Origin of the sequence: Nocardia aurea (assembly GCF_003123685.1) — a bacterium.
Classification (GTDB): Bacteria; Actinomycetota; Actinomycetes; order Mycobacteriales; family Mycobacteriaceae; genus Nocardia; species Nocardia aurea.
Map to the genome: position 1 here is coordinate 1 of NZ_QCYJ01000048.1, position 680 is coordinate 680.

1 protein-coding gene is annotated in these 680 nt (G+C 72.1%); it reads right to left on the minus strand.

Translation table 11 applies throughout. The annotated features are described in order from the left end of the window. Positions 1-585: siderophore-interacting protein (locus DAT37_RS12480; protein WP_109524930.1), on the minus strand; the 585-nt coding region annotated here is incomplete at its 3' end. Positions 586-680: the final 95 nt, after the last annotated feature.

Below are 680 nucleotides of genomic sequence, written 5' to 3' on the forward strand. Positions count from 1 at the left end.
GACGGGCCGGCCGTCGCGGTGCACCCACAGGACGCGGACGTCGCCCACCGGCTCGAGCTTCTGCTCGTCCTCGGGACCGTCGACTTCCACCAGAACGTGCGCCGGCGCCCCCTCGGGCAGCGCCTCCACCGAGGCGGCGATGGCCGGCAGCGCGCTCTCGTCACCGACCAGCAGGTGCCAGCCCGCCTCCGGGCTCGGTGCGTAGCCGCCGCCGGGGCCCAGCATCAGCAGTTCGTCGCCCGGCACGGCCCGCGCCGCCCACGGACCGGCCAGGCCCGAGTCGCCGTGGTGCACGAAGTCGATCGTCATCTCGCGCGCCTCGGCGTCCCACGCGCGCACGGTGTAGGTGCGCAGGCGCGGCCACAGCTCCCGGGGCATGGTCTCGCGCACGTTCTGGACACTGAACGGGACCGGATAGTCGACGCCCTCGTGCGGGAACACCAGCTTCACGTAGTGGTCGGTCTGCCCGGACAGCTCGAAGTCGCGCAGCCCGTCACCGCCCACCACGATGCGGATCATGTGCGGCGTGAGCCGCTCGGTGCGCAGGACGACACCACGATGGTGATCTGTCGGCTTTCCGGCCATCGACCGCTCCTCAGCGCGTAGAAGTTAGGCATACCTAACTTATACCCGCGAGTCGCCGGGCGCGCGCCGGGAGCCGGACCAGGTCAGGCGGCGGC